The sequence below is a fragment of the Winogradskyella ouciana genome, assembly GCF_009709615.1.
Taxonomy (GTDB): domain Bacteria; phylum Bacteroidota; class Bacteroidia; order Flavobacteriales; family Flavobacteriaceae; genus Winogradskyella; species Winogradskyella ouciana.
On sequence record NZ_WJYA01000151.1, the window covers coordinates 1 to 264 of the forward strand.

Annotated in this window: 1 protein-coding gene; it reads left to right on the top strand. The window is 47.0% G+C overall.

Annotation, left to right across the window (positions count from 1 at the left end; translation table 11 throughout):
- Positions 1-264: hypothetical protein (locus tag F1003_RS18860; RefSeq protein WP_202913925.1), on the top strand; the 264-nt coding region annotated here is incomplete at both ends.

Below are 264 nucleotides of genomic sequence, written 5' to 3' on the forward strand. Positions count from 1 at the left end.
AATAGAACAAAACGAAGTGAAGCCGGGCACATCCTTTAACTGCAATCTCAACCTGTACGGAGAGCCGGGGGATGACAAAGGCACGCTCAGTTTTGGAGAAAGCTTTGCCCAAAGCTGCAATTATACGTTTACAAGTCTTGCGGAAAAATTGATCAAAAAAGATGATTCCGTTATTGAAAACATGGCGGAAAAACTAGGTCTCACACAGCGGGCGGGCTGGGAAGGCAAGCTGTACCGGGAAGACGGATTCAGGCAGCTGTATAA